General features: G+C 53.1%; 27 protein-coding genes and 1 pseudogene. 15 read left to right on the top strand and 13 right to left on the bottom strand.

Annotated elements, in window-relative coordinates; genetic code table 11:
• Window positions 1-35 precede the first annotated feature (35 nt).
• Genes yciA through ABD035_RS17145 form a run of 3 tightly spaced genes read right to left on the bottom strand, consistent with a single transcriptional unit; the run spans window position 36 to window position 1815 of the window.
• Window positions 36-455: an acyl-CoA thioester hydrolase YciA gene (gene yciA, locus ABD035_RS17155; protein ID WP_343871325.1), complete on the bottom strand. Its 420-nt coding sequence runs from the start codon at window positions 453-455 to the stop codon at window positions 36-38.
• A gap of 36 nt (window positions 456-491) precedes the next feature.
• Complete coding sequence (locus ABD035_RS17150; protein WP_343871324.1) at window positions 492-1028, bottom strand: septation protein A; 537 nt, start codon at window positions 1026-1028, stop codon at window positions 492-494.
• A 52-nt stretch (window positions 1029-1080) separates the two neighbouring features.
• Window positions 1081-1815: a YciC family protein gene (locus ABD035_RS17145; protein WP_212712611.1), complete on the bottom strand. Its 735-nt coding sequence runs from the start codon at window positions 1813-1815 to the stop codon at window positions 1081-1083.
• Between the two features lie 369 nt (window positions 1816-2184).
• On the opposite strand from ABD035_RS17145, the gene ompW reads away from it, so the two are divergent.
• Window positions 2185-2817: an outer membrane protein OmpW gene (gene ompW, locus ABD035_RS17140; RefSeq protein WP_212712612.1), complete on the top strand. Its 633-nt coding sequence runs from the start codon at window positions 2185-2187 to the stop codon at window positions 2815-2817.
• Window positions 2818-2886: 69 nt separating this feature from the next.
• On the opposite strand, the gene ABD035_RS17135 is transcribed toward ompW, so the two are convergent.
• The 6 genes and pseudogenes from ABD035_RS17135 to ABD035_RS17110 all read right to left on the bottom strand — a co-directional run bounded on the left by ABD035_RS17135 (window position 2887) and on the right by ABD035_RS17110 (window position 9885).
• Window positions 2887-3201 (bottom strand): BON domain-containing protein, encoded by a 315-nt coding sequence (locus ABD035_RS17135; RefSeq protein ID WP_212712613.1) that lies wholly within the window; start codon window positions 3199-3201, stop codon window positions 2887-2889.
• A 122-nt stretch (window positions 3202-3323) separates the two neighbouring features.
• Window positions 3324-4139 carry a tryptophan synthase subunit alpha gene (gene trpA / locus ABD035_RS17130; RefSeq protein ID WP_343871322.1) on the bottom strand — a complete coding sequence of 272 codons (816 nt, stop codon included), beginning with the start codon at window positions 4137-4139 and terminating at the stop codon, window positions 3324-3326.
• A complete protein-coding gene (gene trpB / locus ABD035_RS17125; protein ID WP_343871321.1) occupies window positions 4139-5329 on the bottom strand; it encodes a tryptophan synthase subunit beta in 1191 nt (396 codons plus the stop codon). Before trpB ends, trpA begins: the two co-directional genes overlap by 1 nt.
• A 39-nt stretch (window positions 5330-5368) precedes the next feature.
• On the bottom strand, window positions 5369-6730 hold the full coding sequence (gene trpCF, locus ABD035_RS17120) for a bifunctional indole-3-glycerol-phosphate synthase TrpC/phosphoribosylanthranilate isomerase TrpF (protein WP_343871320.1): 1362 nt from the start codon (window positions 6728-6730) through the stop codon (window positions 5369-5371).
• 2 nt (window positions 6731-6732) lie between these two features.
• Window positions 6733-8323 (bottom strand): annotated as a pseudogene (gene trpD / locus ABD035_RS17115) (bifunctional anthranilate synthase glutamate amidotransferase component TrpG/anthranilate phosphoribosyltransferase TrpD).
• Window positions 8323-9885: an anthranilate synthase component 1 gene (locus tag ABD035_RS17110; RefSeq protein WP_343871319.1), complete on the bottom strand. Its 1563-nt coding sequence runs from the start codon at window positions 9883-9885 to the stop codon at window positions 8323-8325. Before ABD035_RS17110 ends, trpD begins: the two are co-directional and overlap by 1 nt.
• 236 nt (window positions 9886-10121) lie before the next feature.
• Here ABD035_RS17110 and rnm point away from each other — a divergent pair, with 236 nt between their 5' ends.
• From rnm to tnpA, 4 genes are all read left to right on the top strand, one after another.
• On the top strand, window positions 10122-11063 hold the full coding sequence (gene rnm / locus ABD035_RS17105) for an RNase RNM (RefSeq protein WP_343871317.1): 942 nt from the start codon (window positions 10122-10124) through the stop codon (window positions 11061-11063).
• Entirely contained in the window at window positions 11060-11680 is a 621-nt protein-coding gene (locus ABD035_RS17100; protein ID WP_212712621.1) for an L-threonylcarbamoyladenylate synthase, read from the top strand. The genes rnm and ABD035_RS17100 overlap by 4 nt, the downstream gene beginning before the upstream one ends.
• 169 nt (window positions 11681-11849) lie before the next feature.
• Window positions 11850-12785, top strand: a complete 936-nt coding sequence (rluB, locus tag ABD035_RS17095; RefSeq protein WP_343871316.1) for a 23S rRNA pseudouridine(2605) synthase RluB — start codon at window positions 11850-11852, stop codon at window positions 12783-12785.
• A 318-nt stretch (window positions 12786-13103) separates the two neighbouring features.
• Window positions 13104-13538 (top strand): IS200/IS605 family transposase, encoded by a 435-nt coding sequence (tnpA, locus tag ABD035_RS17090; RefSeq protein ID WP_343871356.1) that lies wholly within the window; start codon window positions 13104-13106, stop codon window positions 13536-13538.
• Between the two features lie 355 nt (window positions 13539-13893).
• Here tnpA and ABD035_RS17085 read toward each other — a convergent pair whose 3' ends face one another.
• A complete protein-coding gene (locus ABD035_RS17085) occupies window positions 13894-14655 on the bottom strand; it encodes a YciK family oxidoreductase (RefSeq protein WP_343871315.1) in 762 nt (253 codons plus the stop codon).
• A 172-nt stretch (window positions 14656-14827) separates the two neighbouring features.
• Here ABD035_RS17085 and sohB point away from each other — a divergent pair, with 172 nt between their 5' ends.
• Complete coding sequence (gene sohB, locus ABD035_RS17080) at window positions 14828-15874, top strand: protease SohB (RefSeq protein WP_343871314.1); 1047 nt, start codon at window positions 14828-14830, stop codon at window positions 15872-15874.
• A gap of 50 nt (window positions 15875-15924) precedes the next feature.
• Here the strand turns inward: sohB and ABD035_RS17075 are convergent, their stop codons facing one another.
• Window positions 15925-16176 (bottom strand): DUF2498 family protein, encoded by a 252-nt coding sequence (locus ABD035_RS17075; protein WP_212712950.1) that lies wholly within the window; start codon window positions 16174-16176, stop codon window positions 15925-15927.
• On the opposite strand from ABD035_RS17075, the gene ABD035_RS17070 reads away from it, so the two are divergent.
• The 4 genes from ABD035_RS17070 (at window position 16175) to ABD035_RS17055 (ending at window position 20617) form a co-directional block, all read left to right on the top strand.
• On the top strand, window positions 16175-16447 hold the full coding sequence (locus ABD035_RS17070) for a hypothetical protein (protein ID WP_343871313.1): 273 nt from the start codon (window positions 16175-16177) through the stop codon (window positions 16445-16447). The two genes, ABD035_RS17075 and ABD035_RS17070, sit on opposite strands and share 2 nt — an antisense overlap.
• Window positions 16448-16539: 92 nt before the next feature.
• Window positions 16540-19137 carry a type I DNA topoisomerase gene (gene topA, locus ABD035_RS17065; protein ID WP_343871312.1) on the top strand — a complete coding sequence of 866 codons (2598 nt, stop codon included), beginning with the start codon at window positions 16540-16542 and terminating at the stop codon, window positions 19135-19137.
• A 201-nt stretch (window positions 19138-19338) separates the two neighbouring features.
• Window positions 19339-20313: an HTH-type transcriptional regulator CysB gene (cysB, locus tag ABD035_RS17060; RefSeq protein ID WP_212712947.1), complete on the top strand. Its 975-nt coding sequence runs from the start codon at window positions 19339-19341 to the stop codon at window positions 20311-20313.
• 139 nt (window positions 20314-20452) lie between these two features.
• The gene (locus ABD035_RS17055) at window positions 20453-20617 is read left to right on the top strand and encodes a hypothetical protein (protein WP_343871310.1); all 165 of its coding nucleotides are present in this window, start codon (window positions 20453-20455) and stop codon (window positions 20615-20617) included.
• Window positions 20618-20732: 115 nt separating this feature from the next.
• Here the strand turns inward: ABD035_RS17055 and ribA are convergent, their stop codons facing one another.
• Complete coding sequence (ribA, locus tag ABD035_RS17050) at window positions 20733-21335, bottom strand: GTP cyclohydrolase II (RefSeq protein ID WP_343871309.1); 603 nt, start codon at window positions 21333-21335, stop codon at window positions 20733-20735.
• 217 nt (window positions 21336-21552) lie between these two features.
• Here ribA and ABD035_RS17045 point away from each other — a divergent pair, with 217 nt between their 5' ends.
• The 5 genes from ABD035_RS17045 to yciH all read left to right on the top strand — a co-directional run bounded on the left by ABD035_RS17045 (window position 21553) and on the right by yciH (window position 25136).
• A complete protein-coding gene (locus ABD035_RS17045; RefSeq protein ID WP_343871308.1) occupies window positions 21553-22281 on the top strand; it encodes a phosphatase PAP2 family protein in 729 nt (242 codons plus the stop codon).
• Between the two features lie 147 nt (window positions 22282-22428).
• Window positions 22429-22737 (top strand): LapA family protein, encoded by a 309-nt coding sequence (locus ABD035_RS17040; protein ID WP_212712944.1) that lies wholly within the window; start codon window positions 22429-22431, stop codon window positions 22735-22737.
• Window positions 22738-22743: 6 nt separating this feature from the next.
• Window positions 22744-23913 (top strand): lipopolysaccharide assembly protein LapB, encoded by a 1170-nt coding sequence (gene lapB / locus ABD035_RS17035; RefSeq protein WP_343871307.1) that lies wholly within the window; start codon window positions 22744-22746, stop codon window positions 23911-23913.
• Between the two features lie 180 nt (window positions 23914-24093).
• A complete protein-coding gene (gene pyrF / locus ABD035_RS17030; protein ID WP_212712942.1) occupies window positions 24094-24816 on the top strand; it encodes an orotidine-5'-phosphate decarboxylase in 723 nt (240 codons plus the stop codon).
• Window positions 24816-25136: a stress response translation initiation inhibitor YciH gene (gene yciH, locus ABD035_RS17025; RefSeq protein ID WP_212712941.1), complete on the top strand. Its 321-nt coding sequence runs from the start codon at window positions 24816-24818 to the stop codon at window positions 25134-25136. The genes pyrF and yciH overlap by 1 nt, the downstream gene beginning before the upstream one ends.
• 50 nt (window positions 25137-25186) lie before the next feature.
• Here yciH and ABD035_RS17020 read toward each other — a convergent pair whose 3' ends face one another.
• Window positions 25187-25372 (bottom strand): glycine zipper 2TM domain-containing protein, encoded by a 186-nt coding sequence (locus ABD035_RS17020; RefSeq protein WP_249213476.1) that lies wholly within the window; start codon window positions 25370-25372, stop codon window positions 25187-25189.
• Window positions 25373-25376: the final 4 nt, after the last annotated feature.

The following is a 25376-nucleotide window of genomic DNA, read 5'->3' as shown; positions in this document are numbered from 1 at the left end:
GTTTTCACAGCTTCTGTCAGACAAGGGATAACGCGCTACGGAAACTGCTTATTGGCAATCATTTCATTCAGAGGACGCGATTTACCGCTCTCATCGACCGCGACATAGATAAAGACAGCCTCAGTGGTGCAGTAACTCTTACCGATAGGCTCTGAAGAAACTTTCTTTACCCAGACTTCGACGTTAACGGTGATTGAGCTGTTACCGGTGCGAATACAATGGGCATGACAACTCACCACATCACCGATAGCAACGGGTTTCATAAAGGTCATTCCGTCAACGCGTACGGTGACTACCCGGCCATTAGCGATCTCTTTCGCCAGTATGGCTCCGCCCATATCCATCTGTGACATCAGCCAGCCACCAAAAATATCACCATTAGGATTGGTATCTGAAGGCATGGCCAGGGTACGCAATACCATTTCACCCTGTGGCTGTCTAAGTGTATCGGTCATACTTTTCTCTTTTATCCTGTGGCCTGCAAGGCCCGGTTATTTTTCTTCACGAGGCAGGTGGCGCCAGATATACAATCCGCTAATCAGCGTAAACAGTAATGTCAGTGCTGTCAGGCCGAATACCTTGAAATTCACCCACAGCGATTCAGGCAGCCAGAAAGCCACATAAATATTAATCAGGCCACAGATAAAGAAAAACAGAGCCCAGGCAATATTTAACCGGCGCCAGACCGCAGAAGGTAGCACCAGTTCTTTACCCAGCATGGACTGAATAAGCGGGGTTTCCATCCACCACTGACTGAACAGCAGTGCTGCGGCAAACAGGGTGTAGATAACCGTCACTTTCCATTTTATAAAATCATCGTTATGGAAGATCAGCGTCAGGGACCCGAAGACGGTGACCAGCACAAAGGTGATAATGGTCATTTTTTCCAGTTTGCGGTACAGCAGCCAGCTGACAACCAACGCGATGGCCGTTGCTGCTATCAGCGCTCCGGAGGCAACAAAAATATTATAGAGCTTATAAAAGACAAAAAAGACCACAAGGGGCAGAAAGTCGAGTAATTGTTTCATAGCAGGTCCGGTAATACGGCTTAGCGGGTAAGCCGGAAATGAGAAACAGACATTATCGTAATAGCATATACGCACGGTAGAGATAGATAACCAGTGCAGCTGATAATAAATTGCCTAACGTAGTCACAATTAAGGAAGAGAAGGCGACAGGCAAACTGGTCATCGAAGAAAATAGAATAATCAGGATAACTTTCGCCAGTAACCAGCAAATCACCGCCGGAGCCAGTACTTTAAAATTCTTCCAGGCTAAAGGGACACTCTGTTTCATACTGCCGATAAGACCGGCCTGTTTCTGACTCAGTAGCACCGGGGAGAAGGCGAAAAGGATGGTTAAAATGATCCCCGGCACCAGCAGGACCATAAACCCGATCTGGACTATCAGCGTCACCAGAAACGTCTGGATCAGCAATGCCGGAAGAAAGCCCAGCGATCCGCCAATGGCCGCCAGGGCACTGAGGGGTTTACCTGCAGACACCGCTGGCAGCAGGATCAACATTCCTCCCAGTAACAGCGTATTGCCAATCAGCGCCGCGAGTGTGCTGACGGCAGAGCTATGCAGTAATATTTTTTGTTGTTCGGGTGACATCCCCTGCAGCAGACTGATCAGTGACCCGGTGCTGTCACTGTTCTGAGTCAGTGCCGACAATTCATCGGGGCCCGGAGCGAAAACAGTGCCCAGGATCACAGTAACAAAGGCACTGACCAGTGAAATCAGGACGATTGTTTTTGACTGGTGGCGCAAAAAATTTGCGGTATCACGGTATAACGAGCTGGCCGTGAGAGACATGAACACTCCTTTGGAAACAAATGGATTAACCGCCTGATTGTACATGTTTAGCTTCCTTTCTGGCACCCTGACTTACATAACTTTCGGATCTAATCATTACAGGAGAACCCCTGAAGTACTCCCGCACAGCATTGCTGAAAACGTTGCGGGTTTTCCGGTCCCGGACAATTTTTCTTCAAAAAAGGTCATTAAGAACTCCCTTAAAACTTGATCTAAATCAAGGCTTTGTTTTTTCAGGGATTTTTTGTGACGGAAACGAATGATTTTCTCCATGAATCACGATAAACATAGAAACCACAAAGGACAATTCAGACATTGTTCATATTTTCAAAACTAAAAAAGCAAAGCGCGTTCATGAGAGGAGTGGCTATGAAACTGGGAAAAATTGGCTTACTGATTGCTGCACTGTTACCTGCCGTGGCGTCTGCACATCAGGCCGGAGATTTCTTTATCCGGGCAGGCAGTGCAACAGTACGTCCGACCGGTGGATCTGATAATGTGTTAGGCATGGGTGGCTTCGATGTCAGTAATAATACGCAGCTGGGACTGACATTGACCTATATGGCGACCGATCATATTGGTGTGGAGTTACTGGCAGCCACGCCTTTCCGCCATAAAGTCGCTCTGGGACCTACCGGTACGCTGGCCACCGTTCATCAGCTCCCGCCGACGCTGATGGCGCAGTATTACTTCCTGGATAACAGTTCTAAATTCCAGCCTTACGCGGGTGTCGGCGTAAACTACACCGCCTTCTTCAATAACAAATTTAACGATACCGGTCGTGATAGCGGTTTAACGGATTTAAGCCTGAAAAATTCATGGGGTGTTGCAGGGCAGGTCGGTATGGATTATCAGCTGAACCAGCACTGGATGCTGAATGCCTCACTGTGGTATATGAATATCGACACCAAAGTCCGGTTTAAAGCCGCAGGCGAGCAGCAAAGTATCAATACCAATATCAACCCGTGGGTCTTCTTCCTGGGGGCAGGTTACACTTTCTGAGGATCCCGGGCGGGTCACAGACGGAAAAAAGGCCGTCAGACGGCCTTTTTTTATAGCAGCGGGTGAACGCTACTTAATCTGCATATTATTAACCACGGAGGTTACACCCGGTATTCTGCGTGCGACATCGACTGCACGACTGGCTACCTGAGGTGAGGACACAAAACCGCTCAGCTGTACACGGCCTTTGAACGTCTCAACATTAATCTCAGTTGATTTCAGTTCTTTAGTATCCAGCAGTTTGGCTTTAACTTTAGTTGTTATCACTGTGTCATCAATATAGCCACCGGTACCTTCTTTCGTCGGTGTTGGCGCACAGGCCGCGAGTGATAATGCGACCACGGATGCCATAACAGCACTGGCTAAAACTTTAGCAAACTTCATTTAATGCCTCCCTGTATCATGGTGATGATCTGCCGGAGTTTTTCCGGTATGAGTAAGTTTAACCGCATTCCCGGGAACTACCAATTTTAAACGTAATAAGGCACAGGAGTGCCTTTTACACGTCAGGACACGTTCTGTCGGGTCGCCGCTTTCAGTGAGCTGGCAAACCCGGTGAGTTTCTCCAGCATAACGGAGGACTCGTGCTGGTGGGCCTCGATAATTTTCACCACGGCGGAACCGGCAATGGCGCCGGCGGCGCCAGCCTGAATCACCTCACGCACCTGTTCTGCTTTGGAAATACCGAACCCCTGGATAGGGGGGGCCGCATGGTATTCTTTCAGTTTTACGATCAGATGCTCTAAAGGCACCGATGCACTGTTCTCAGCCCCGGTCACCCCGGCGCGGGAAAGCAGGTAGGTATAGCCGCGCCCGTGAGAAGCGATTTCACGCAATAAATCATCACTGGCGTTTGGCGGGCAGATAAAGATCGGTGCGATGTCATGGCGCATAGCCGCCTGACGGAAGGGCTGTGATTCCTCGACCGGCACATCGGCAACCAGCACAGAATCCACCCCGGCCTCGCGGCAGCGGGCATAAAAGGCATCGATGCCCGGACGGAACACCAGGTTGGCATAAATCAGCAAACCGATGGGCAGATCCGGGTATTTGCTGCGGACCTGAGTGATTAATGCAAAGCATTTTTCGGTATTCATGCCGGCACTGAGTGCGCGCAGGTTAGCGGCCTGGATAGTCGGACCGTCCGCCAGCGGGTCAGAAAACGGAAAGCCCAGTTCCAGAGCATCCGCTCCGCCCGCGACCAGGGCATCGATAATTTCCAGAGAAGACTCAAAGGAAGGGTCACCCAGCGTGACAAAGGGGACAAAGGCCCCTTCGCCTTGTGCGGAAAGTCGCTTAAAAAGTTCAGAATAACGGTCCATCAGAATTCTCCACGCTGCTTCAGAATGTCTTGCACAGTAAAAATGTCTTTGTCGCCACGTCCGGAAAGATTCACCACCAGTAATTGCTCTTTTTCCGGATTTTCTCTGGCCATTTTCAGGGCATGGGCGAGTGCGTGCGAAGACTCCAGGGCTGGAATAATCCCTTCGTGGCGTGATAATTCTTTAAATGCCTCAATAGCTTCATCATCGGTAACAGACACATACTCCGCGCGACCAATACTGTTCAGCCAGGCGTGTTGCGGACCGACTGATGGAAAGTCCAGTCCGGCAGAAATAGAATAAGACTCCTCTATCTGGCCGTCGTCGGTCTGCATCATCGGGGCTTTCATCCCGAAATAAATTCCGGTTTTCCCGTACTTCAGCGGGGCGCCATGCTGACCGGATTCAATCCCAAGACCGGCGGGTTCAACGCCAATCAGACCGACGGACGTTTCATCAATGAAATCGGCAAACATGCCAATGGCGTTAGATCCGCCGCCGACACAGGCAATGACCGCATCCGGCAGACGTCCTTCCTGCTCCTGGATCTGGACACGGGTTTCTTCACCGATCATCCGCTGAAACTCGCGCACAATGGTCGGGTAAGGGTGCGGGCCGGCGGCGGTGCCCAGCATATAATGAGCCGTCTCGTAGCTGCCTGACCAGTCACGTAATGCTTCATTACAGGCATCTTTCAGCGTGGCTGACCCGCTATGAACCGGGATCACTTCAGCACCCATCAGGCGCATACGGAAAACGTTCGGAGACTGACGTTCCACGTCTTTCGCCCCCATATAAATACGGCATTTCATCCCCAGCAGGGCGCAGGCCAGTGCCGAGGCGACACCATGCTGTCCGGCGCCGGTTTCGGCGATGATTTCGTTTTTACCCATCCGTTTTGCCAGCAGCGCCTGACCGAGGACCTGGTTAGTTTTATGAGCGCCGCCGTGTAGCAGATCTTCGCGTTTCAGGTAAAGGCGGGTACGTGTGCCGCGGGTCAGATTACGACACAGCGTCAGCGCGGTCGGACGACCGGCATAATTCTTCAGTAATCCGGTGAATTCGGCCTGAAATTCCGGGTCACGCTGGGCGCTGACAAAGGCTTCTTCAAGCTGGCTAAGCGCCGGCATCAGGATCTGCGGAACATACATTCCGCCAAATTCGCCAAAATAAGGGTTCAGTAACGTCATAACTCAATTTCCTGTGTCGTCAGAATGACGAGTCTTTATTTAGTAAGCCCGTAATTGCCGGAATACGTCTGCCAGTTTATCCGTATCTTTGATACCGGGGGCACGTTCGACGCCTGAATTCATATCCAGACCGGCACAACCGGTATCCGCGGCCGCGGCACAGTTCTCAGGGGAGATGCCGCCGGCCAGCATAACATTGCGCAGATCCTGGCCTTTCAGTAAGGACCAGTCGAAGCACTGACCGCTGCCACCGTTACCCTGATCAAACAGATAACGGTCCACACAGGGCAGGTCGCGTGCCGGTAAATGATCACTGATGCTGAACGCTTTCCAGATGGCTACGTCATCCGGCAGTTGCTGGCGCAGGCGGGCTATCAGGTCTGCATCTTCGTCACCGTGCAGCTGTACAGCACTCAGCCCCAGACGGCGGGCGATCCCGGCGATCTGTTCCGGGGTATCATCACGGAAAACGCCGACGAATTTCAGTGGTGCTGCACGGGTCAGCTCTGCAGCCCGGGCTTCGGTGACCTGGCGCGGTGAACCGTTCGCAAAAATCAATCCGCCGTAGACGGCGCCCTGAGTATAGGCCGCTTGCACATCTTCAGGCCGTGTCAGGCCACAGACCTTATTATCGCCGGTCAGGACGCGACGTACCGCCATGTCGAGATTATCTTCCGACATCAGTGACGACCCGATCAGGAAGCCCCCGGCATACTGCCGTAATTCACGAATTTGGGCGTAGTCGTAGATACCGGACTCACTGATAACGATAGCGTCTTCAGGCAGTTGCGGGGCCAGCTGACGGGTTTTATCCAGGTCAATCGACAGGTCGCGCAGGTCGCGGTTATTGATCCCGGCCACCCGGGGCTTCAGTACCCGTGCGCGTTCAAGCTCTTCCTGATTACTGACCTCGGTCAGGATCCCCATATTCAGGGAGTGCGCGACATCGGCCAGCTCACGGTACTGCTGGTCGTCCAGCACCGATAACATCAGTAATATGGCATCCGCCTGATAGTGACGGGCCAGGTAGATCTGATAAGGGTCAATAATAAAGTCTTTGCACAATACCGGCTGGGTAATGGCCTGACTGACGATCGGCAGGAAATCGAAGCTGCCCTGGAAATATTTCTCGTCGGTCAGCACGGACACCGCGGACGCATACTGACGGTAAACGCCGGCGATGGTGGCCGGGTCAAAATCTTCGCGGATCAATCCCCTCGACGGCGACGCTTTTTTACATTCCAGAATAAACGCGCTTTTGTCACGCTGCAGAGCCTGATAAAAATTGCGGGAAGAAGGTGTCAGTGTCTCCCGGAATGTTTCCAGCGGCTGTTGTTGCTTACGTTCGGCAACCCAGATGGCCTTATCGGCAACAATTTTTTCTAAAACGGTACCCTTCATGATTATCCTCTTGCAGCCAATGCGGTGACACAGTCATAAGCCCGCCCGCTACGCAGGGTCGCCATGGCATGTTCAGCATTGTGGCGTAAATCTTCATGACCAAACAGTTTCATCAGCATGGCAACATTGATAGCGATGGCATGTTCATGCGCTGTCTGCCCTTTACCCTGCAGCAGTTGACGCAAAATGTCACGGTTTTCTCCGGGCGTTCCGCCGGCCAGAGATTCCTGCGAATGAAAATCCAGACCAAAATCGGCCGGGCTGACCTCATAGCGGGTGATTTCCCCGTCCCGCAGTTCGGCGACCTGAGTCGTACTGTGGACGGCAATCTCATCCATTCCGCCGCCATGGACCACGGCTGCACGATGATATCCCAGCATCCGCAGGGTTTCAGCCACCGGCTGCAGCAGCTGCGGGCTGTATACGCCGATCAGAGCCAGCGGCGGACGGGCCGGGTTGATTAACGGTCCGAGGACATTGAACAATGTGCGCGTCTGCAGTTGTTTACGCACCGGCATCGCGTAGCGGAAGCCACTGTGATACTGCGGGGCAAACAGGAAGCAGAGATTGTCTTCATCCAGCGCCTGACGAGCGGTTTCCGGACTCATGTCCAGATCGATACCAAATGCAGCCAGTAAATCAGACGATCCGGATTTGCTGGAGACACTGCGGTTGCCGTGCTTGGCGACTTTCAGGCCACAGGCCGCCGCCACAAACGCACTGGCGGTGGAAATATTAATACTGTTGCTGCCATCGCCGCCGGTCCCCACGATGTCAGCAAAGGGGTAATCAGGGCGCGGGAAGGCACGGGCGTTGGCCAGCAGGGCGGTGGCGGCCCCGGCAATCTCCGGGGGCGTTTCCCCGCGGACTTTCATGGCGACCAGGGCGGCCCCCAGAGAGACCGGGTCCATTTCGCCGGTGACGATGGCAGAGAACAGTTGCTCGCTCTCGGCCTGGCTGATGATGTTGCCCTGATACAGTTGTTCCAGAATCTGTTGCATATCCTTGTCCTTAATCGCTGAGCGCCCATACCAGGGTTTGTTCCAGAAGTTTTGCCCCCTGTGTGGTCAGAATAGACTCAGGGTGGAACTGGAAGCCGCAGACCTTGTCTTTATCGTGACGGACTGCCATCACCATGCCGTTAAAGGTGGCATTAACCGTTACCCCTGCCGGGATGTTGCTGCCGACCAGTGAGTGGTAACGGGCCACCGTTAGCGGGTTCGGTAAGCCGCTGAACATATGCTGTCCGTCATGGCTGATGGCGGAAGCTTTACCGTGCAGGATCTCCCCGGCCTGACCCACTTCGCCGCCATAGCTTTCGACGATTGCCTGATGGCCCAGACAGATACCGATAATCGGAACCTTGCCGCGCATTGCTTTCAGCAGGGCGGGCATACTGCCGGCCTCCGCAGGGGCTCCGGGCCCCGGGGATAACATCAGCACCGGGTTTTCCATGCTACGCAGACGTTCTGTCAGCGTGTCGACCGGCAGGTTGTTGCGGTAAACCATCACCCGGTGGCCGAATGTGCGCAACTGGTCGACCAGGTTATAGGTAAAGGAATCAAAGTTATCCAGCAGTAAAATATCAGCCATCAGAAAATCTCCTTGCAGTGATGGGCTGTCGCGATGGCACGTAACACCGCACGTGCTTTATTACGACTTTCGTCCGCTTCTGCCTGAGGTATGGAGTCGAGCACCACACCGCCGCCGGCCTGAACGGTGGCGATACCGTCTTCAACATAAGCTGAGCGGATCACAATACAGGTATCAAAGTCCCCGGTGCCGGTGAAGTAACCTACGGCCCCGCCATAGGAACCCCGGCGGGTCCCTTCGGACTCAGCAATCAGCTGCATCGCACGGACTTTCGGCGCGCCACTCAGGGTGCCCATGTTCATCACCGCGCGGTAAGCATGCAGCACATCGAGATCTTCACGCAGTTTACCGATGACGCGGGAGACCAGATGCATCACAAACGTATAGCGGTCGACTTTCGTCAGGTCGGCCACATGCCGGCTGCCCGGTACGCAGATACGCGCCAGATCATTACGCGCCAGGTCGACCAGCATCAGATGCTCTGCCAGTTCTTTATGGTCGGTGCGCATTTCAAGTTCAATGCGGCTGTCCAGGTCCGCGTCCAGCTCTCCGGCCGCATTACGTCCGCGCGGACGGGTTCCGGCGATCGGGTAAATCTCAATCTGCCGTGTGGTGGCGGAGTATTTCAGTGAGCTTTCCGGCGAAGCCCCGAACAGCGTAAACTCACTGTCCTGCATAAAGAACATGTACGGGCTGGGATTACTGTTTTTCAGGGTCTCATACGCGGCCAGCGGTGACGGGCAGGGCAGAGAAAAGCGGCGGGACGGCACCACCTGGAAAATTTCGCCGATGCGGATAGCATGCTGAAGTTTAGTGACAACGTCACAATAGACTTCGTCGCTCTGATTACAGCTCAGGGTCATCCGTTCCACTTTTTGTGCCACCGGGGTGGCTGCAGGCTGTAACATTTGCTGATGCAGCTGGTGGACGCGCTGTTGCAGACGTTCAAATTCGCTGACCGACGGGGTAAACACACTGGCCTGAACCCGTGACGTCCGCGACTGGTGATCAATGACCAGTAAGGTTTCGGCCAGATAAAAACAATAGTCCGGACAGCGTTGTTCATTGGTCAGTTCCGGCAGGGTTTCAAACCCGGCGACCAGGTCATAGGCAAATAAGCCACCCAGCATCACCGCTTCGCGTTGTTTCGGGTCACTGTTTACCAGGGTCGGGATCAGGCGCAGAGCATCCAGGACAGAAACCGATTTCAGGCGCGAGTCTTCGTCCTGCAACGGGTCAATCGGCGGGAATCGTAGTTCGCGGCCATCGGGTCTGACACCGATCTCCACATCTTCCGGTAAAGCGGCATCCAGTAAAGGTAGCAGGCTGGCGCCGTTTTGAGACAGGGCCTGTACGGTCACGGTATCACCGAATGCGGTAATGCGTAAGGCGCTGTCAGTGATGAGCAGACTTTGCAGATTATTTTTACTGTCTACATCGGCAGATTCCAGCAACAGAGTTGCCGGACGTGCACCGCAGAGCTGGTTGAATAGTGCTGCCGGGTCATCACGGTACGGGGCATCACCGGTAATCAGTTTTAAATCGGGTTTTGCTGTAGCCATCGTTGTTTCTCTGAATTCTATCCAAAAAAAAGCCCGCGGTTAGCGGGCCCTGAAATCTGCACTGTGTCAACTGCCGGGTGCACGAAAACATCGCCCTGTTATGGGAGAGTCATACGCCACCAGCGGAGAGAAAGCATTGCAGTCATACACATGAGAAGTATCCTTATCTGAACTTGCGTACTAGTTAACTAGTTCACCGGCGGATTGTCAATACATCTTTTGCAGTTATTGCTAAAATGCCCGTTCAGTGCCCGGACAACAGATCACATGGAGTAAATTTGACAGACAGAACGGCGTTTAATTTGTATGACCTGCATAGCCACACCACGGCTTCCGATGGCCTGTTAACGCCGGAGGCCCTGGTTCTGCGTGCCCATGAGCGGGGGGTTAATCTTCTGGCGATCACGGACCACGATACCACGGAGGGGATTGCGCCGGCGAAAGAGGCCATAGCCCGTCACGGTTTACCTCTGCAACTGATCACCGGGGTTGAAATCTCGACCCGCTGGCAGAACCATGAGATTCATATCGTTGGCCTGGGGATGGATATTGACCATCCGGCCATCTGCGGGTTGCTGGACAGCCAGCGACAAAAACGCCAGCAGCGGGCAGAGGAGATTGCCGCACGGCTGGAGAAGGCCGGCATTCCCGGGGCGCTGGAGGGCGCACGCAGGCTTGCCGGTGACGGTGAGATCACCCGGGGGCATTTTGCCCGCTACCTGGTGGAGTGCAATAAAGCCGATACCATTGCCAAAGTGTTTAAAAGTTATCTGGCGCGCGGTAAAACCGGATACGTCCCTGCACAATGGTGTACAATTGAACAGGCCATTGAAGCCATTCAGCTTTCCGGCGGCAGGGCGGTGGTTGCCCACCCCGGACGTTATCAGTTATCCACTAAGTGGCTGAAACGGTTGCTGCAATTTTTTACCGAGGCTGGCGGTGATGCGATGGAGGTGGCGCAATGTCAGCAGCCCCCGAACGAACGCCAGCAACTCGCCCTGTATGCACAGGAATACGGACTCGCCGCCTCCCAGGGCTCGGATTTTCATCAGCCCTGTGCGTGGATAGAGCTGGGCAGAAACCTCTGGTTACCTGCCGGTGTTGAAGCCCTCTGGCTGCGTTTTCCGCACATTCAAAATAACGTACCGGCCCAGGCCGGTACCGGGAGTGAAGTATGAGTCAGTTTTTTTATATCCATCCGGAAAACCCGCAACCCCGGCTGATAAGTCAGGCGGTTGACTATCTGAACAAGGGCGGTGTGATCGTCTATCCGACCGATTCCGGTTATGCCCTGGGCTGCCGGCTGGAAGATAAATCGGCGATGGAGCGCATCTGCCGGCTACGTCAGCTGGACGGCAATCACCATTTCACCCTGATGTGCCGTGACCTGTCTGAGTTATCGGTCTATGCGCAGGTTGATAACAGTGCCTTCCGGTTGATCAAAAATAACACCCCTGGGTGTTATACCTTTTTACTGAAAGCCACCAAAGAAGTGCCGCGCCGCCTGATGAACGAAAAACGCAAGACCATCGGCCTGAGGGTAACGGCACATCCGGTGGCGCAGGCTCTGCTTGAAGCCCTAAACGAACCGATGATGTCGACCACACTGATGTTACCTGGTAATGAGTTTGCAGAGTCCGACCCGGAAGATATCCAGGACAGCATCGGTAAACAGGTGGACCTCATCCTGAACGGAGGCACTATCGGTCAGCAACCGACTACCGTGGTTGACCTGACGGGCCCGGCACCGGAAGTGGTGCGTGTCGGCAGTGGTGATCCGGCCCCGTTCAGTTAAGTGACGGACGGGGAGATCCGCGTCCGTGCCACAGGTACGGCCCGATAAATAACGTTACATTGGGGCCGTCATCCTGTATAATGGCAGTGATTTTCTACGTAAGTATTTGATTTTTATATTAAATATACCCTAACCCTGAGGCCTGGGAAGGCGACAGTGAGGCGGCTCAATGAGCGAAAAGTTACAAAAAGTTTTAGCACGTGCCGGGCATGGTTCCCGGCGTGAAATCGAATCTGTGATCTCTGCAGGTCGCGTCAGCGTAGACGGCAAAGTCGCCACTTTGGGTGACCGCGTTGATACAACGGCAGCGCTTAAAATTCGTATTGACGGTCACCTGGTGCGGGTAGCTGAAAGCGCGGCTCAGGTCTGCCGCGTTCTGGCGTACTACAAACCTGAAGGCGAACTCTGTACCCGTAATGATCCGGAAGGCCGTCCGACGGTGTTCGATCGTCTGCCACGTCTGAACGGGGCCCGCTGGATTGCGGTCGGTCGTCTGGATGTAAACACCTGCGGTCTGCTGCTGTTTACTACCGACGGTGAACTGGCTAACCGGCTGATGCATCCCAGCCGCGAAGTGGAGCGTGAATACGCGGTACGTGTCTTCGGTCAGATCGATGATGATAAAATTCGTCAGTTAAGTCTGGGCGTACAACTGGAAGATGGTCCTGCGGCTTTCAAAACCCTGAAGTTCGGGGGCGGAGAAGGGCTTAACCAGTGGTACAATGTGACCCTGACCGAAGGGCGTAACCGTGAAGTCCGTCGGTTGTGGGAAGCGGTGGGCGTGCAGGTCAGCCGTCTGATCCGTGTCCGTTACGGCGATATTCCTCTGCCGAAAGGATTACCCCGCGGTGGTTACACTGAGATGGATCTGACCTCTGTTAACTATCTTCGCCAGCTGGTGGGGATGCCGCATGAGACAGAAACCAAGCTGGCCGTGGAGAAGGATCGTCGCCGTACCAAAGCGAACCAGATCCGTCGTGCCGTGAAACGGCATACCCAGGTCAGCAGCAACGGCAGTGGTCGTCGTTCGGCCCAGGGGCGTCCCGGTGCGGGTCGTCCGGGGTCAGCTAAGCCGGTCTCTAAGCGTAATAAAGGACAGGGCTGACACACTCAGTTCTGCCAGACAAAGACCCCGCAGCAGCGGGGTTTTTTTATTGTATCCCTTATCCGGGAAACCCGTTTACGGGTCGTAAGTCATCCAACCTGCCAATGTCAGATTGCGATGCGCCTGTCAGGGCGCTGCGGGTAAGAGAGCCTGACAGGCACCTTTGAAAAGCCTCCGGCTCTGCCGGAGGCTATTTATTGTCACCCCTAAACCACCTCCTAGGGAGGTGGTGATTGATCCTGTAAGGCTATAGCCTGAAGAATGCCCATGCCGGAATATCTCTGCTTACTCACCACAAGTAAAAGGAGACAAACCAACATGGGGCTTTACAGGAGTTCATCACATGTATATTGGCGTTGCAAATACCACATAGTCTGGACACCAAAATATCGATTCAGGATCCTCAAAGACAAGCTGGGCAAGGAGCTTTACAGGACAATCTACATTCTCTGCGGAATCAAGGATTGTGAAGTTCTGGAGTTAAATATCCAGCCAGATCATGTACATCTGGTCATCATCGTCCCACCTAAAATCTCAATATCAACGCTAATGGGCCATTTGAAAGGTCGCAGTGCCATCAGGCTCTACAATCGTTTTCCACACATCAGGAAGAAGCTCTGGGGAAACCATTTTTGGTCGCGTGGTTACTTTATAGATACGGTAGGAGTGAACGAGGAAATAATCAGAAGATATGTGCGGCATCAGGAGAAAACGGAACAAACACATGAACAACAGATGGAATTGCTAGAGTAGTAAGCGGAAGGTGAAAGTAGCCCCCCTTACAGGGGGCATTCTCAAAAGCCACCTTCTAAGAAGGTGGTCTTTTACTGTATCCCTTATCCGGGAAACCCGTTTACGGGTCGTAAGTCATCCAACCTGCCAATGTCAGATTGCGATGCGCCTGTCAGGGCGCTGCGGGTAAGAGAGCCTGACAGGCACCTTTGAAAAGCCTCCGGCTCTGCCGGAGGCTATTTATTGCCCATCACCCCATGCCCGGTGCGGAGGATCATTCGTTCTGTCAGGCGATAGCCGGAAGAATCTCCCTTCCGGAACATCCCGGCTGATCAGTTGGGTGAAAAGAGACACGCCGCGACAGCGCTTTACCTGTCTATTCAGCCGGACCGGCTTTTCTGCCGGGCTGAGCATCAAAACTGTGACCTGTTTTCCCCAGACTTTCATCACTCATCAGATACAGATAGATCGGCATAATCTCGGCCGGGGTTTTTAGCCGTGCGGCATTTTCTTCCGGAAATGCGCTGGCACGCATTGAAGTACGGGTCCCCCCCGGATTAATACAGTTGACCCGCAGGGCGGTATCTTTATATTCGGCAGCCAGGATTTGCATCATTCCTTCGGTGGCAAATTTGGAAACGGCATAGGTTCCCCATCCGGCCCGACCTTCACGCCCGACACTGGAGGTGGTGAAAACCAGTGACGGTGCAGGTGACGTTAACAGTAGCGGCAGGAGGGCCTGGGTCAGAAAAAACGTCGTATCCAGATTGACCTTCATGACCTGAGACCACTCGGCGGGCGGGATCTCTGCCATCGGCTGGAGGGTACCGAGGATACTGGCATTATGCAGAACGCCGTCTAACTGCGGGGTGAGCGTGGCAACTTCTGCGGCAAATTGCCGGCAGTCTTCAGCGCTGGCGGTGGCAAAATCCAGTACCAGTACTGCAGCCGGAGTCAGTCCCGCGGCAGCGATATCGTCACGGACCTGATTGAGCTTTTGCCGGTTTCTGCCGGCCAGCAGTACCCGGGCGCCCTGGCGGGCATAGGTCAGGGCGGCTTCACGACCAATGCCGTCCGAGGCGCCGGTGACTAACAGTGTACGGTTTTTCAACAGGTTGCTTTGTTGCTGAGCATTCACAGGCGGTTCCTTTGTTTTAAAAATTTCATGCAGTTATGCCGCAAATTATCCTATGGTACACTAGAATAACATGCTGTTAATTTCCAGCTTAGCGGCCGGCTTTAGCGCCCCTCAGTACCTCAGGCCGGCCAGGAAAACATGCGTTTAACCGAAATTGACTAAGGTGGACTGAGTGAGTTTTATTGCAGAATATGGATTATTTTTAGCGAAAATTGTCACTGTTGTCGTGGCTATTATTGCGCTGGCAGTGGCCATTGTGAGCCTCTCTTCCCGTAAGAAAGGGGGACAGGGTCAGCTTCAGTTAGGGCACCCGGGGGAAGATTATCAGACCCTGAAACAAACGCTGGCGGTCGCAAAACTGCCGGAGCATGAACAAAAGCTCTTCCTGAAAGCGGAAAAGAAACAGCGTAAAGAGAAAGCGAAAGCCAGTAAGGCGAAGGCAAAACAGGGGATCAGTGAAGAGTGCAAAAACACTCTTTTCCTGCTTGATTTTAAAGGCAGCATGGATGCGGGTGAGGTAGCCTCATTGCGTAAAGAAATTTCTGCTGTCCTGTCGGTGGCCTCTGCCGGAGATGAAGTTCTGTTACGTCTGGAAAGTCCGGGGGGGGTGGTCCATGGCTATGGCCTGGCGGCATCGCAGCTGCAACGTCTGCGTGACCACGGTATTCCCCTGACGGCGGTGGTTGACAAAGTGGCTGCCAGCGGCGGTTATATGATGGCCTGTGTCGCTTCACGTATCATCGCGGCGCCGTTCGCGATCATCGGCTCTATCGGGGTGGTAGCCCAGGTGCCTAACTTTAATCGTCTGCTGAAACGCAATGATATCGATATTGAGCTTCACACGGCCGGACAGTATAAACGTACTCTGACGCTGCTGGGTGAAAACACTGAAGAAGGGCGCGAGAAATTCCGTGAAGATCTGAACGAAACGCATCTGCTGTTTAAATCCTTTGTTCATCAGATGCGCCCCGGGCTGGATATCGAGTCCGTCGCCACGGGCGAACACTGGTATGGTCGCCAGGCCCTGGAAAATGGCCTGGTTGATGAAATCGCCACCAGTGATGAAGTGATCATCCGCCAGATGGATAAGTTTAATATTCTGTCGGTCGGCTACAGTAAAAAGAAAAGCATCATTGAACGCTTTACTCAGAGCGGTGCGCAGGTCGCTGAACGTATGCTGCAGAAATGGTGGCAACGTGGAGAAAAACCGCTACTTTAACCACCGTCAGTGGCTCTGATGACAACCTCTAACCCCGGGATTTCCCGGGGTTAGTGTTTCAGACGGTAGCGTGATGATAAGTTCAGCGTCAGGAATTTAAAGACGTTAAACACCGCGGTCGTCTGGCGTGTCGGTAAACCCTGCGCATCGGTGAACAGCGGACCGCTGAATATCAGGTGTCCGTTTTTTTCATCAACACCGGTCACCTGCATTGCCGCAAAGTAGTCATCATGCCCGCGTATAAACTGATTCGCGATGTCGAGCAGCGCTGTTTTATCCATAAATTCAGGGTGTTCAGACATGGTTTTCCTCATCGTTGTTAAAGACATGACAGAGAGTGTGGGTATTGTAAGCGCTTTTCCCGGCTACCACAAAATTTTTGCCGGTGAAGCCGGGTGGAAATTCGTCAGGATGCTAATAAAGTTGCGTCTCAAATTTTATCAGGTAGAGTGTGGACGATTTGCGAATCAGGGAGCCCGCTTCACGGCCGGCCGGAAAACTAAAGTAAAAGATTATTTTAATCATACTGTTAATTTCCGGGCTATTATCAGTTATCAACCGATCATGGCGTGAACCGCGGGAGTCAGCAGCAAGTAGCGTTGTTGCAAATCAGGGGAGTTCTCCTCTCCCGTTCTTCAGGACGTTTTTATTAGGTAAAGTTATCTATGGGTAAAGCACTCGTTATTGTTGAGTCACCGGCAAAGGCTAAAACTATTAATAAATACCTTGGCAGTGGCTTTGTCGTTAAGTCCAGCGTGGGTCACATCCGGGATCTGCCGACCAGCGGATCCCTGGCTAAGAAGACGGCAGAAGCCGGCAAGGCCAAAACAGCAAAGTCAGGAAAAAAAGACGAGAAAGCTGCTCTGGTGAACCGCATGGGTGTCGATCCGTGGCACAACTGGAAAGCTAATTACCAGATCTTACCGGGTAAAGAAAAAGTCGTTTCTGAATTACAAACCCTGGCAGCCGATGCTGACCATATTTATCTCGCAACGGATTTGGACCGCGAAGGAGAGGCGATTGCCTGGCACCTGCGTGAAGTCATCGGTGGAGACGATTCGCGCTTCAGCCGCGTTGTGTTTAACGAGATCACTAAGAATGCGATCCGCCAGGCCTTTGAAGAGCCGGGTGAACTGAATATTGACCGTGTGAATGCCCAGCAGGCACGTCGTTTTATGGACCGTGTGGTGGGTTACATGGTCTCACCTCTGTTGTGGAAAAAAGTGGCGCGCGGTTTATCTGCCGGTCGTGTCCAGTCCGTGGCTGTGCGGCTGGTGGTCGAACGTGAACGTGAAATCAAAGCCTTTGTCCCGGAAGAATACTGGGAAGTGGATGCCCGGCTGAATACCCCGCAGGGGGTCGATTTGTTGATGCGTGTGTCGCATCATCACGACAAAGCCTTTCGTCCGGTCAATAAAGAGACCACCGCGGCGGCGGTCGCTGAGCTGGAAAAAGCGACCTATCAGGTCACTGAGCGGGAGGATAAACCGACCAGCAGTAAACCTGGCGCACCTTTTATTACGTCGACTCTGCAACAGGCGGCGAGTACCCGTCTGGGCTACGGTGTAAAGAAAACCATGATGCTGGCACAACGACTCTATGAGAGCGGCCACATTACTTATATGCGTACGGATTCCACCAACCTGAGCCAGGACGCGATCGAAATGGCCCGGGGCTATATTGACAGTAATTTCGGTAATAAATACCTGCCGGACAATGCCAATATCTATACCAATAAAGATAATTCTCAGGAAGCGCACGAGGCTATTCGTCCGTCTGATGTCAATATCCTGGCCGAACAACTGAAAGACATGGAAGCCGATGCGCAGAAGTTATATCAGCTGATCTGGCGTCAGTTTGTGGCGTGTCAGATGGTGCCGGCAAAGTATGACTCCACCACCCTGACGGTGATGGCAGGAGATTACCGGCTTAAAGCGAAAGGACGTACGCTGCGTTTTGATGGCTGGACGCGCGTTATGCCGGCCTTACGCAAGAACGATGATGACCTGACGCTGCCGGCTATTGAGGTGGGTGATGCACCTGCGCTGCTGGAAGTATTGCCGGCGCAGCACTTCACCAAGCCACCGGCCCGCTTCAGTGAAGCCTCGCTGGTCCGTGAGCTTGAAAAACGCGGTATCGGTCGTCCTTCGACCTACGCCTCCATCATCTCAACCATCCAGGACAGGGGGTATGTCCGGGTGGAGAGCCGTCGTTTCTATGCAGAAAAGATGGGGGAAATCGTCACCGATCGTCTGGAAGATAACTTCCGCGAGCTGATGAATTATGATTTTACCGCGCGGATGGAGGACAACCTCGACCAGGTGGCGAATAATCAGGCCGAGTGGCGTGCCGTTCTGGATCATTTCTTCACCGATTTTAGTGATCAGCTGCAGAAAGCAGACAAAGATCCGGAAGAGGGTGGCATGCAACCGAATCAGATGGTGCTGACCTCGATCGAATGTCCGACCTGTCAGCGGCATATGGGCATCCGTACCGCCACCACAGGGGTCTTCCTTGGGTGTTCCGGGTATGCACTGCCGCCAAAAGAGCGTTGTAAGCAGACGATTAACCTGATCCCGGAAAATGAAGTCCTTAATATTCTGGAAGGTGAAGATGCGGAAACTAACGCCCTGCGTGCGCGTCCCCGTTGCCGTAAATGCGGTACCGCCATGGACAGTTACCTGATCGATGAGAAACGTAAACTGCATGTCTGCGGTAATAACCCTTCCTGCGACGGGTATGAAATCGAAGAAGGTGAGTTCCGGATTAAAGGGTATGATGGTCCGGTCGTGGAATGCGAAAAATGTGGCAGCGAAATGCACCTGAAGATGGGGCGTTTCGGAAAATACATGGCCTGTACCAACGACGACTGTAAAAATACCCGCAAGATCCTGCGTAACGGCGATGTGGCTCCGCCGAAAGAAGATCCGGTGCCGTTACCTGAGCTTGCCTGTGAGAAGTCTGACGCCTATTTTGTGCTGCGTGACGGGGCCGCGGGTATATTCCTGGCCGCCAACACCTTCCCGAAATCCCGCGAGACACGCGCACCGCTGGTGGAAGAGTTACAGCGGTTCAGCGACCGTCTGCCGGAGAAGTTTACGTATCTGACTCAGGCGCCGGCCGTTGATCCCAATGGGAATAAAACGCTGGTCCGCTTTAGTCGTAAGACTAAACAGCAATATGTGTCTTCGGAAAAAGACGGTAAGGCGACCGGCTGGTCAATGTTCTTTATTGATGGTCAGTGGCAGGAAGTGAAAAAGTAGTATTTTTTGTCTCAAAGAAGCCAGCATTTGCTGGCTTTTTTAATTTAACGGATATAGCTATTTGTTCTGTTAATTATAAATTAATGCTATAGTGGTTATAGTTAACAGCAATAGATAGCCTGTTAATAAATATAAATTAATCAGATAACTTTTTTGCAGGAATGCAGGCAATAAGTACCTTTTGTCCCGAAAAGGTGGGCTATGAAATTACAGCAATTACGCTATATCGTCGAAGTCGTTAACCATAACCTGAATGTTTCCTCCACTGCGGAAGGGCTTTATACCTCCCAGCCGGGGATCAGTAAACAGGTTCGTATGCTGGAAGATGAGCTCGGTGTGCAAATCTTCTCCCGCAGTGGTAAACACCTGACTCAGGTGACCCCGGCCGGCGATGAAATCATTCGTATTGCGCGTGAAGTATTATCTAAAGTGGAAGCGATAAAATCGGTCGCCGGTGAGCATACCTGGCCGGATCAGGGATCTCTGTACGTCGCAACCACACATACCCAGGCACGTTATGCGCTTCCCCCCGTCATCAAAGGTTTTATCCAGCGTTATCCGCGGGTATCCCTGCACATGCATCAGGGGTCGCCGACGCAGATAGCGGAAGCGGTATCAAAAGGCAATGCTGACTTCGCTATCGCGACCGAGGCGTTACACCTCTATGATGATTTAGTGATGCTGCCCTGTTACCACTGGAACCGTGCCATCGTCGTTCCGCCGGGACATCCGCTGACCGAAAAAGCGCGGGTGACTATCCAGGACCTAGCCGAGTTTCCGCTGGTGACCTATACCTTTGGGTTCACCGGCCGTTCTGAACTGGATTCTGCTTTCAATCAGGCCGGTCTGACACCAAAGATTGTTTTTACCGCCACCGACGCAGATGTCATTAAAACCTATGTTCGTCTGGGACTGGGGATTGGGGTGATTGCCAGTATGGCCATCGACCCGGTGACGGAAACCGATCTGGTGAAGATCGATGTGTCTGATATTTTCACCTACAGCACCACTAAAATAGGTTTCAGGAGCAGCAGTTTCCTCAGAACCTATATGTATGACTTTATTCAGCGATTTGCCCCTCATCTGACCCGGGATGTGGTGGATGCGGCGATTGCTTTACGCTCGAATGAAGATATTGAAGCGATGTTTAAAGATATCCGTTTACCGGTTAAATAACCGGAACGTGACATCGGCCCGACGTGGCTGATGTTAACTTTGATCTTTATCATGCCGGTCATGGATGACCGGCGACAGAATAACTCCGCAAGTCCGATACGACCGCTGAAGTATTTTGTCAGGTAAACAGGGATGTATTATGCATTTTTCTTTTCGTACCCGCCCGCAAGGGTCTCCGGCTTCAGAAACCTCACGTAAAACGTCTCTCTGCCGTTATCGTTGCCGCGTCTGGGGGCTGGCATTACTCCTCTGCCTGGCCTTCTGGGCAGGGGTTACCTTCCTTATCCTGCAGCTGCTGACCTGACCCGCTAACGGTATTGTTTGCCGGTGGCTGAGGGTTGCCCGTGATCCGTATTGCTGCCGGGCAGCGGATCACGGGTAACGCAGAACGGACAGTGGCGGATTACTGCGGACGGGGATCAGTCATCATTGTGCGGATGCAGTAAATGCCCCATTTTTAAGGCTTTCGTATCCAGATAACCGCTGTTCTTCGGGTTTCTCCCGACTTCAAGCGGGACACGTTCGGTAATATTGATCCCGGCATCGGCCAGTACTCTGACCTTCCGTGGATTATTGGTCAGCAAGCGGACAGCGTGAACGTCCAGTAAACTGAACATATCGGCACACAGCGTAAAATCACGCTCATCGGCGGCAAAGCCGAGTCTGAGGTTCGCCTCGACAGTATCCAGTCCCTGATCCTGCAACGCGTAAGCACGGATTTTATTCAGCAGGCCAATATTTCTGCCTTCCTGACGATGATACAGCAGGACACCCCGGCCTTCGGTGGCGATGGCATTGAGTGCGGCTTCAAGCTGGAAACCACAGTCACAACGTAAGCTGAATAGCGCATCCCCGGTCAGACATTCAGAGTGAACTCTGGCAAGGACGGGCGTCTCGCCACTGATATCGCCATAGACCAGCGCGACGTGGTCTTTACCTGTTTTTATTTCTTCAAACCCCACCATCAGGAAATCGCCCCAGGGTGTGGGTAGTGTGGCCTGCGCCACCCGCTTAAGTTGCATGTAAACTCCGTTACTCTAAAACTGTATTATTATCAGCACTCTGAACGGCAGAGGTTATCTCCGTATTGTGCCATAATTGTGCATCGTAACGTAATATTATGCCGCTCATGCCGGCGCGAAAGCACAATCAGGCAAGCGGGGAGAATAACGTATTGCGGCAGGCGCAGAAAATGATAATTTTCACTAACGACAGGCAGAAAAAGGATATCCGATGTTTATGGTTTTAAAATCTGTCAGTGCCGGTGTGCTGATATTACTCTGTCTGCCTCTGCTGGTCTGGGTATCGGGCTGGCACTGGCAGCCCGGTAATACGCTGCCTCTTCAGCCGCTATTATTCGCCTTTACTGAGACGGTGACGAGGCCCTGGGGTATACTGACCACGTTACTGCTTGGCGGGTGGCTGCTGTGGTTACGTTATAGTGATGGTGCGGGCCTCCGTGAGCTCGCGCAGACGGCAGTGCTGGTGGTGCTGGTGGTCTGGGGCGGGCAGGGGGTCAACAAGCTTATCAAGCATTACGTGCAGGAACCCAGGCCTTATACCTTATGGATAAGCAAGGAGTCCGGTACCGCGGTCGGCAGTTTTTATCATCTTTCCCGTCAGCAGCGCGGACAGCTGGTCGGGCGGGTGGCCTGGCAGCAGCAGGTGATCCCCGGCTGGCTGCGGCAACATTGGGCTTATGAGACTGGCTACTCCTTCCCGTCAGGGCACAGTATGTTTGCGGCCTGCTGGGCACTGCTGATGCTGGTACTGGCAGGTGTTAAACGCCATTATATTACCGTCATTGCGACCTTTGTCTGGGCGATGGTGGTGATGTGGAGCCGGATGGCACTCGGTATGCACTGGCCGTGGGATGTGACAATGTCAGTGATTGTTGCCGGTATTACGCTGACGGTGGCCTGTACCCTATTCAGGCGGCTCCTGACCGGGCATGATCGGCAGGGGTAATTTATGTGACTAAGAGAAAAGTAATATTGTAAATACAGCCAGCATCCCCATAATAGAATGATGCGGTTAACCCGGAGTACTTTCCGTCGGTCGGGCGTCGCTGTTTTTACGGCTGATGAGAAAAAGAAGACGATAACAGGATGCATTGTGAAATATTTACTGATTTTTTTAGTCGTACTGGTCATTTTTATCATCTCCATTACCCTGGGAGCCAAAAATGATCAGATAGTGACCTTTAACTATCTGCTCGCTCAGGGCGATTTCCGTATTTCTACGCTGCTGGCAACGCTATTTGGTGCCGGTTTTATTCTCGGGTGGGTGATCTGCGGCTTGTTCTGGCTGCGGATGCGTCTGGCATTATCACACGCCCGGCGTAAGATTAAGCGTCTTGAGACGCAATTTACCCCGGCCACTTCTGTCACCACAGCCAGGGATAAATCCGTGGTGAAGGAATAATCGGCTATGCTCGAATTGTTGTTTCTGTTATTGCCTGTTGCAGCGGCCTATGGCTGGTACATGGGACGGCGTAGCGCGCATCAGGACAAACAACAGGGAGCCAATCGCCTTTCCCGGGACTACGTGACCGGCGTAAACTTTTTACTTTCAAATCAGCAGGATAAAGCGGTCGACCTGTTCCTGGATATGCTTAAAGAGGATAGCGGGGCGATAGAAGCGCATCTGACGCTGGGTAATCTGTTTCGTTCCCGCGGGGAAGTGGACCGGGCGATCCGTATCCACCAGTCCTTAATGGAAAGTACGTCTCTGGACTACGATCAGCGTTTGCTGGCGGTTCAGCAGCTGGGCCGGGACTATCTGGCGGCCGGCCTTTATGACCGCGCCGAGGATATGTTTGCCCAGCTCACGGATGAGACCGATTTCCGCGAAGGTGCCCTCACACAGTTATTACAGATCTATCAGCTGACCAGTGACTGGAGTCAGGCGATCGATACCGCTGAGCGGCTGGTGCGGTTGGGGCAGGATAAGCAGAAGCGGGTTATTGCGCATCTGTATTGTGAGCTGGCTCTGCAGGCGATGAGCAGCGACGATTTGGATAAGGCGCTCAGCCTGCTGAAAAAAGGGGAATCTGCCGATAAAAACTGCGCCCGGATCTCAATCATGATGGGACGGATCTTTATCGAAAAAGGGGATGACCAGAAAGCTGTACAGAGCATGCAACGTGTACTGCAGCAGGACCCTGAATTCGTTAGTGAAGTTCTGCCACTGCTGGAAGGATGTTATCAACGTCTGAATACGCCGGCCCAGTGGGTGGAGTTTTTGCAACGCTGTGTCGCCGCAAACACCGGGAACTCTGCGGAGCTTTATCTGGCCGATATCATCGATTCGACCGAAGGCACTGAACCGGCACAGCTGTTCCTGATGAAGCAACTGGACCAGCATCCGACCACACGTGGTTTCCATCGTCTGATCAACTATTATCTGCAGGATGCTGAAGACGGGCGGGCGAAACAGAGCCTGGCGGTGCTGCGTAATATGGTCGGCGAGCAGATCCGCACCCGACCGCGTTACCGGTGCGAAAAATGTGGTTTTACCGCCCATGCCATCTACTGGCATTGCCCTTCATGCCGCACCTGGGCTTCGGTTAAACCGATCCGCGGCCTGGACGGACAATAACCCCGGACAGAGCGCAGGCTCTGTTTTTTGATCTGACTTTTAGTTACAACATACACTGGGTTGTTAATACTTAGCCCGCGGCACCGTGCAAAAAAGGTGACAACGAAAGTCAGGCAGGTAGAATAAGCGCCGTTTATCAGCCAAGCCCGATGCTCTTTTGTTATTTAAAGGAAAACTGCCATGACTGCTGTATCGCCATCTTCTGTTACTTCACCGGTGCTGGTTGCACTCGACTTTGACGATATCAATCGGGCATTAGCGCTGACAGACCTTATCGACCCGCAACGCTGCCGGCTGAAAGTGGGTAAAGAGATGTTTACCCGTTTCGGGCCGGAATGGGTAAAGACCCTGCAATCACGGGGATTCGATGTTTTCCTCGATCTTAAATTTCACGATATTCCGAACACCGTCGCCCATGCCGTCGCTGCGGCAGCCGACCTTGGCGTCTGGATGGTTAATGTGCACGCCAGTGGCGGGGCAAGAATGATGAATGCTGCGCGTGAAGCCCTGATCCCGATGGGCAACGATGCGCCACTGCTGATTGCGGTGACCGTTTTAACCAGTATGGAAGCCAGTGATTTACGCGATATCGGTATAGATCGAACCCCTGCCGCGCATGCACTGCATCTGGCGGGACTGACCAAAGAATGTGGCCTGGATGGTGTGGTCTGTTCTGCACATGAAGCGGTCAGTTTCCGACAGCAGCTGGGGCATGATTTTGCTCTGGTGACACCGGGGATTCGCCCCGAAGGCAGTGCCGCACAGGATCAGCGCCGCATCATGACCCCGCCACAGGCTAAGCAGGCCGGGGTAGACTATATGGTAATAGGGCGTCCGATTACTCAGGCCGCCGACCCGGCGGCGGCGCTGGCATCGATTCTGCAATCTTTACAGGGGGTATAATGGCCCGGGATAATCTGGTGTATTCCACGGAGAGCGGACGTATCAGGCCGGCTGAAGCAGTGACAGAGCGCCCTAAAGGGGACGGTATTGTCAGGATCCAGCGTCAGACCAGTGGCCGTAAAGGCAAAGGAGTATGCATTATTACCGGCCTGGATTTGCCGGATGCCGAACTGGCTAAACTCGCCGCAGAACTGAAGAAGAAATGCGGGTGCGGGGGCGCGGTCAAAGAAGGCGATATCGAAATTCAGGGGGATAAGCGCGATTTACTGAAATCGCTGCTGGAAGCCAAAGGGTTAACAGTAAAACTCGCCGGTGGCTGATCTCTCTGCCATAAAAAAAGGGCCATGACTGGCCCTTTTTCCGCATTGGTTCAGTGCGTCTGATGGCCGACAACGCCACCTACGGCTGCACCCCCTAAGGTCCCCAGAGTACTCCCGCCCGTCAGTATATTCCCGCCGATAGCGCCGATCCCGGCGCCCAGAGCGGTATGTCTGTCCCGTTTTGACCAGTTAGAACATCCGGTAACACTTCCGACCAGCAGTGTGATAACAATCATCGAC

The organism is Tatumella terrea (assembly GCF_039523755.1).
GTDB lineage: Bacteria > Pseudomonadota > Gammaproteobacteria > Enterobacterales > Enterobacteriaceae > Tatumella > Tatumella terrea.
Note: the sequence above shows the minus strand (reverse complement) of the source record. Positions and strands in the feature narration are given on the sequence as shown.